This window comes from Streptomyces sp. NP-1717, assembly GCF_022695985.1.
Lineage (GTDB): Bacteria > Actinomycetota > Actinomycetes > Streptomycetales > Streptomycetaceae > Streptomyces.
In genome coordinates, this window is record NZ_JAAPBF010000309.1 from 1 (window position 1) to 6,695 (window position 6,695).

Below are 6,695 nucleotides of genomic sequence, written 5' to 3' on the forward strand. Positions count from 1 at the left end.
TGATGCGTGCGGGGCGGTGGGTGGTGTCCTCAATCGCCGGACGGGCTTGGGAGGCCCGCGGGGCAGGGCCCAGACGTGTGCCCGGGCGGGCTTGGGAAGCCCGTCCGGCGGGTTGGGGCTAGCGGATGCCGGCGACGAGCATGGCCAGGACCATCGCCAGCGCGAGGACGACGCCGGCGCGGCGCATCATCGCCTGCGTGTCCCGCATGTCCTTGGGGGGTTCGTTCTCAGGATCGGACCAGAGCATGCCTTCGATCCTGGGGGCGTGGCGGGCGGGACGCCTGAGTACCCGTACTCAAAGCGGCCCGCCCGACCGCCGCCGCTACCCCGGCCAGTACGTACGCGCCCACGCCCGCGGCCCCGGCCGGCGGGTCTCGCGGCGGGCGATGCGGGCCGGGTCCGACCAGCTCGGTGCGGGCGGCGCGGCGCCCGGCGTCTCTTCGGCCCCGGCCGCCGCCCTCGCCCGGACCACCGCGAGCGCGGCGGCCAGCTCCTCGGGGGTCGGATTGCCTCGTACGACCTTGATCATTCCGGCCTCCTACCGCTCTACAGGGGGATGTTGCCGTGCTTCTTCGGGGGCAGGCTCTCGCGTTTCGTACGCAACTGCCGCAGCCCCTTCACCAGATGCGCCCGTGTCTCGGAAGGCAGGATGATCGCGTCGACGTAGCCGCGTTCGGCCGCGACGTACGGGTTCAGCAGCGCGTCCTCGTACTCCGCGATCAGACCGGCCCGCGTCGCGTCCTGGTCCTCGGCGGCGGCGATCGTGCGCCGGTGGAGGATGTTGACCGCGCCCTGCGCGCCCATCACCGCGATCTGCGCCGTCGGCCAGGCCAGGTTGAGGTCGGCGCCCAGATGCTTGGAGCCCATCACGTCGTACGCGCCGCCGAACGCCTTGCGGGTGATCACGGTGATCAGCGGCACCGTCGCCTCCGCGTACGCGTAGATCAGCTTGGCGCCGCGCCGGATGATGCCGCCGTACTCCTGGTCGACGCCCGGCAGGAAGCCCGGCACGTCCACGAACGTGATGACCGGGACGTTGAACGCGTCGCAGGTGCGGACGAACCGCGCCGCCTTCTCGGACGCGTCGATGTCCAGACAACCCGCGAACTGCAACGGCTGGTTGGCGACGATGCCGACCGGATAGCCCTCGATCCGGCCGAAGCCGGTGATGATGTTCGGCGCGAACAGCGCCTGCGTCTCCAGGAATTCGGCGTCGTCCAGCACATGCTCGATGGCGCTGTGCATGTCGTACGGCTGGTTCGCCGAGTCCGGGATGAGCGTGTCCAGCTCCAAGTCCTCGGCCGTGGCCTTCAGTTCGGCCACCTCCGGGAACGCGGGCGGCTCCGAGAGGTTGTTCGACGGCAGGTACGACAGCAGCGACTTCACGTACTCGACGGCGTCCTTCTCGTCACCGGCCATATGGTGCGCGACGCCTGACGTCGTGTTGTGCGTACGCGCCCCGCCCAGTTCCTCGAAGCCGACGTCCTCGCCCGTGACCGTCTTGATGACGTCCGGTCCGGTGATGAACATGTGCGACGTCTGGTCGACCATCACCGTGAAGTCGGTGATCGCCGGGGAGTAGACGGCGCCGCCCGCGCACGGGCCCACGATGAGGCTGATCTGCGGGACGACACCCGACGCGTGCACGTTGCGGCGGAAGATCTCGGCGAACAGGCCGAGCGCGACCACGCCCTCCTGGATACGGGCGCCGCCGCCGTCGTTGATGCCGATGACCGGGCAGCCGGTCTTCAGCGCGAAGTCCATGACCTTGACGATCTTCTCGCCGTAGACCTCGCCGAGCGAACCGCCGAAGATCGTGAAGTCCTGCGAGTAGACGCAGACCGGGCGGCCGTCGACCGTGCCGTAACCGGTGACGACACCGTCTCCGTACGGGCGGTTCTTCTCGATACCGAAATTGGTGGAACGGTGTCTGGCGAACTCGTCGAGCTCGACGAACGACCCCTCGTCGAGGAGCAGCTCGACCCGCTCGCGGGCCGTCAGTTTGCCCTTGGCGTGCTGCTTCTCCACCGCCCTCGCGGAGCCCGCGTGCGTGGCCTCCTCGATACGGCGCTGAAGGTCCGCGATCTTGCCCGCGGTGGTGTGGCTGTGCTCTGTTCCGCGGGCGATTTCCGGCTCGGACATGGGGATGCGGCTCCCTGCGGGTCTGCGGATCTGTCTACTGCGGCTCGGCGTGTGGCTACTGATCCGTAGCGTATCGGCGGGCCCGGCGATCGGCAGTGCGTCGTTGGCCACACCGTCCCCGGCCGCCGGACAGGGCCTAGGCCCTGTCCGGCGGATCTTCGGGGGCCCGGAGCGCCTGGCACGGCACCTCGCCGCGTTGTCGGACTCGTCCAAGTACGTCCAGTACGAGCACGATCCTCCGCCTTGCGATGCACCGCACCAGACGCCCCGGGCTGATCCCCGAAGATCCGCCGGACAGGCCCTAGCACGCGCGGTCGCACCGCGCCCGGCCACGCCGCAGACCCTAGGGTGGCGCGCATGACGGAGCACAATGCCGCGGGCAGCCGCTGGACCGATCTCGAACGCCCGCCGCTGAACACCACCGCGCTGCGGCGCGGTCTGATCGTGCCGGGCCGCCTGTGGACGTCGCTCGACGTCGTCACGGCGACGGGATCCACCAACTCCGACCTCACCGGCCGCGCCGGCGACCTCCCGGAGGGCGCCGTGCTCGTCGCCGAGGAGCAGACCCGGGGGCGCGGGCGGCTGGACCGCAAGTGGTCGGCGCCCGCCCGGTCCGGGCTGTTCCTCTCCGTACTCCTGCGGCCGGGGCCGGACGTCCCCGTCGAACGCTGGGGGTGGCTCCCGCTGCTCACCGGCGTCGCGGTGGCGACGGCCGTCGCGCGCGCGGCGGGCGTGGACACGGCGCTGAAGTGGCCCAACGACCTGCTGGTGACGGTCGGCGGCGAGGAACGCAAGGCGGGCGGGATTCTCGCGGAGCGCGCGGGTGACGACGCGGTGGTCGTCGGCATCGGCCTGAACGTCAGCCTCACCGAATCGGAGCTGCCGGTCCCCGGCGCGGGGTCGCTCGCGCTCGCGAACGCGGTCTCCGTCGACCGCGATCCGCTGCTGCGGGCGGTGCTGCGCGGGGTGGAGCGCTGGTACGGCGCGTGGCGGGACGCGGCGGGCGACCCGGCGGAGTCGGGGCTCCAGGAGGCGTACGCGGCGGGCTGCGCGACGCTGGGCCGCCCGGTGCGCGCGGAGCTGCCGGGCGAGCGGCAGCTGGTGGGGGACGCGGTGGCGGTCGACGGCGACGGGCGGCTGGTGATCGCGACGGAGGGCGGCGGGCAGGAGGCGGTGGGCGCGGGGGACGTGGTGCACCTGCGCGCGGCGTAGGGCGCGGGCTTGGAGCGGGCTTGAAATGGCCGCTCCGCCGCCCCGGAACCGCGCCCCGGAGAAGCCGCGGTCAAGCCCCCGTAATGCCCGCTTCCGAAGGCGACCCCGACAGCCCCGACCTGCCGTATCGTTGAGGCGACCCACGACAGATCGGCAGGGCAGTGCGCAGGGAACGGGCAGGAGGCGGCTGGTGACGGTCGATGACACGACCTCCGGTGGTGGGGACGAAAAGCCGCCGTCGGACTCCTCCGGTCACCCCACCCCGCACCACGCCGTCGACCATACGGCCGAGCCCACCGACGACCCCCTCGCCATCCGGCTCGAACAGCTGATCCTGGGCGCCGAGCGCCGCTACACCCCCTTCCAGGCCGCCCGTACCGCCGGCGTCTCGATGGACCTGGCGTCCCGCTTCTGGCGCGCGATGGGCTTCGCCGACATCGGCCAGGCCCGGGCCCTCACCGAGGCCGACGTCCTGGCGCTGCGGCGCCTCGCCGGTCTCGTCGAGGCGGGCCTGCTGAGCGAGCCGATGGCGATCCAGGTCGCCCGGTCGACCGGGCAGACCACCGCCCGCCTGGCGGAGTGGCAGATCGATTCCTTCCTCGCCGGCCTCACGGAGCCGCCGGAGCCGGGGATGACACGGACCGAGGTCACGTATCCCCTGGTCGAGCTGTTGCTCCCGGAGCTGGAGGAGTTCCTGGTGTACGTGTGGCGGCGCCAGCTCGCCGCCGCGACCGGACGTGTCGTCCAGGCCGCCGACGACGAGGAGATGGTGGACCGGCGTCTCGCCGTCGGCTTCGCGGACCTCGTCGGTTTCACCCGGCTGACCCGCCGCCTGGAGGAGGAGGAGCTGGGCGAACTGGTCGAGGCGTTCGAGACGACCTGCGCCGACCTCGTGGCCGCGCACGGCGGCCGGCTCATCAAGACGCTCGGCGACGAGGTCCTGTACGCGGCCGACGACGCCGGCACGGCCGCGGAGATCGCGCTGCGGCTCATCGAGACCATGACGCACGACGAGTCGATGCCCGCGCTGCGCGTCGGCATCGCGTTCGGCACGGTCACCACCCGGATGGGCGACGTGTTCGGCAACACGGTCAATCTGGCGAGCCGGCTCACCTCGATAGCTCCCAAGGACGCCGTCCTGGTCGACGGCGCGCTCGCGGAGGAGCTGATCCGCACGGGTGACACCCCGGCCTCCGAGACCGAGGCGGCGGAGGAGGCCGAGGCGGCCGAGAAGGCGGGCGACGAACCGCACGCGTACCGCTTTGCCATACAGCCGATGTGGCAGCGGCCGGTGCGCGGGCTCGGCGTCGTGGAGCCGTGGCTCCTGACGAGGCGGCCCAAGCCCTAGGAAGTATCGGGCGCCGCCTATGATCCCGGTCAACGATCGTTAACCGGGAAGCGGGTGGGTGCGGTGGGCGCGGAGAGTGATCAGCGGTTCGGGGAGTTCGTCGCGGTACGCAGGCACGGCCATGTGGCCGAGCTGGTGCTCGACCGGCCGAAGGCCATGAACGCGGTCTCGACGGAGATGGCCCGCTCCATCGGCGCGGCCTGCGCGGCGCTCGGCGCGGACCGGGACGTACGGGTCACCGTCCTCACCTCGACACACGCGCGCGCCTTCTGCGTCGGCGCGGACCTCAAGGAGCGGAACTCGCTGAGCGACGCCGAGCTGGTACGGCAGCGGCCGACCGCCCGCGCCGCGTACACCGGCGTCCTGGAACTGCCGATGCCGACCATCGCCGCCGTCCACGGCTACGCCCTCGGCGGCGGGTTCGAGCTGGCGCTCTCCTGCGACCTGATCGTCGCCGACCCCACGGCGGTCGTCGGGCTGCCCGAGGTGTCCGTGGGCGTGATCCCCGGCGGTGGCGGTACGCAACTGCTGCCGCGCCGCGTCGGGGCCGCCCGGGCCGCCGAACTCATCTTCACCGCACGGCGGTTGGAGGCGCGCGAGGCGCACGAACTGGGCCTCGTGGACCAGCTCGCCGGCGAGGCCGCCGACCGCGACGAGGCGCTGGCGCTGGCCTCCCGTATCGCCGCGAACTCGCCGGTCGGACTCCGGGCGGCGAAGCGCGCGCTGCGGCTGGGGCACGGGCTGGACCTGCGGGCCGGTCTGGAGGTCGAGGACGCGGCATGGCGCTCGGTGGCCTTCTCCGGGGACCGTACGGAGGGCGTCGCCGCCTTCAACGAGAAGCGGAAGCCGCAGTGGCCGGGGGAGTAGTCCGCAGGTTCTGTGTACGGAGTGTGATGACGCCTCGCTCCGGGTGATCAAATCACCCCAAAGCGCCCTAAGGTGGGGTGATGGGAGAGGACGCGCGGCTACGCGCCGTGGTGGAGCTTGCCCAGGCCATGGCCTCGGCGCAGACCTCGAACGAGTCCTGGCGGGCCGCCGCGCTCGGCGCGCGTGACGCGCTGGCCGGCAGCTTCGCCGCGCTGTCCGTGTGGGAGCGGGACCTGGGGCAGCTCAAGGTCCTGGTGAACGCGGGGGACCTGGCGGAGGGGGAGGAGGAGTTCCCCGAGGACGAGTCGTACCCCGTGCACCGGTTCCCCGAGATCGCGGAGTTCCTGCACGAGCGGTGGGCGGGCGGCGGCGAGCCCAACGCGTGGGTCGAGACGGTCGACGGCCCGGCCGCCGCCGCCGGTGAGCCCGGCTACAGCCATGAGCGGGTCACCGCGCTGCGCCGGCGCGGCCGGGGGTGCTGCGTCGTGGCGCCGATCGTCCTGCACGGGCGGGCGTGGGGGGAGCTGTACGTGGCGAGGCTGCTCGGGGAGCCGCTCTTCGGGCGTGACGACGCGGATTTCGCGACCGTCATCGCGTCGGTCGTGGCGTCGGGGATCGCGCAGACGGAGCGGCTCGAAGAGGTCCGCCGGCTGGCCTTCACGGACCCGCTGACGGGGCTGGCGAACCGCCGCGCGGTGGACGCGCGCCTCGACGCGGCGGTGGCGCGGCACCGTACGGACGGGTCGGTCGTCAGCCTGGTCGTCTGCGACCTCAACGGCCTCAAGCGGGTGAACGACACGCACGGGCACGCGGTGGGTGACCGGCTGCTGGAACGATTCGGCTCGCTGCTCTCCGTCTGCGGGGCGCGACTGCCGGGGGCGCTGGCCGCGCGGCTGGGCGGCGACGAGTTCTGTCTGCTGACGGTGGGGCCGACGTCGGACGCCGTGGTGGAGGTCGCCGGTGAACTCTGCCGCCGGGCGGCGGAGTTGGAGCTGGGTGAGGGGGTGGCGTGCGGGGTCGCGTCGACGGGCGACGCGATCGGGCCGCTGCCGTCGGCCCGCCGCCTGTTCCGCCTGGCGGACGCGGCGCAGTACCGCGCGAAGGCCGCGCGGTCGGTGGGGCCGGT

7 protein-coding genes are annotated in these 6,695 nt (G+C 72.6%); 4 read left to right on the plus strand and 3 right to left on the minus strand.

Annotated elements, in window-relative coordinates; translation table 11 throughout:
• Positions 1-118: 118 nt before the first annotated feature.
• From mmpB to GXP76_RS32925, 3 genes are all read right to left on the minus strand, one after another.
• Positions 119-247 carry a morphogenic membrane protein MmpB gene (gene mmpB / locus GXP76_RS35775; protein WP_277994087.1) on the minus strand — a complete coding sequence of 43 codons (129 nt, stop codon included), beginning with the start codon at positions 245-247 and terminating at the stop codon, positions 119-121.
• Positions 248-322: 75 nt separating this feature from the next.
• Complete coding sequence (locus tag GXP76_RS32920) at positions 323-529, minus strand: acyl-CoA carboxylase epsilon subunit (RefSeq protein ID WP_242575284.1); 207 nt, start codon at positions 527-529, stop codon at positions 323-325.
• Between the two features lie 17 nt (positions 530-546).
• Positions 547-2,142 carry an acyl-CoA carboxylase subunit beta gene (locus GXP76_RS32925; protein WP_242575285.1) on the minus strand — a complete coding sequence of 532 codons (1,596 nt, stop codon included), beginning with the start codon at positions 2,140-2,142 and terminating at the stop codon, positions 547-549.
• A gap of 357 nt (positions 2,143-2,499) precedes the next feature.
• Between GXP76_RS32925 and GXP76_RS32930 the strand changes: the two genes are divergently transcribed.
• The 4 genes from GXP76_RS32930 to GXP76_RS32945 form a co-directional block, all read left to right on the plus strand.
• Positions 2,500-3,354: a biotin--[acetyl-CoA-carboxylase] ligase gene (locus GXP76_RS32930; protein ID WP_242575286.1), complete on the plus strand. Its 855-nt coding sequence runs from the start codon at positions 2,500-2,502 to the stop codon at positions 3,352-3,354.
• A 190-nt stretch (positions 3,355-3,544) separates the two neighbouring features.
• Positions 3,545-4,702, plus strand: coding sequence for an adenylate/guanylate cyclase domain-containing protein (locus tag GXP76_RS32935; protein WP_242575287.1), 1,158 nt, complete (start codon positions 3,545-3,547; stop codon positions 4,700-4,702).
• A 63-nt stretch (positions 4,703-4,765) separates the two neighbouring features.
• Entirely contained in the window at positions 4,766-5,569 is an 804-nt protein-coding gene (locus GXP76_RS32940; protein WP_242575288.1) for an enoyl-CoA hydratase/isomerase family protein, read from the plus strand.
• 80 nt (positions 5,570-5,649) lie between these two features.
• On the plus strand, positions 5,650-6,695 hold a 1,046-nt coding region (locus tag GXP76_RS32945; RefSeq protein ID WP_242575289.1), incomplete at its 3' end, for a diguanylate cyclase domain-containing protein.

Excerpts from the sequence above, each read along its gene's own strand:
- GXP76_RS32930 (WP_242575286.1), top strand. The coding sequence starts at position 2,500 with ATGACGGAGCACAATGCCGCGGGCAGCCGCTGGACCGATCTCGAACGC.
- GXP76_RS32925 (WP_242575285.1), bottom strand. The coding sequence starts at position 2,142 with ATGTCCGAGCCGGAAATCGCCCGCGGAACAGAGCACAGCCACACCACC.
- GXP76_RS32920 (WP_242575284.1), bottom strand. The coding sequence starts at position 529 with ATGATCAAGGTCGTACGAGGCAATCCGACCCCCGAGGAGCTGGCCGCC.
- mmpB (WP_277994087.1), bottom strand. The coding sequence starts at position 247 with ATGCTCTGGTCCGATCCTGAGAACGAACCCCCCAAGGACATGCGGGAC.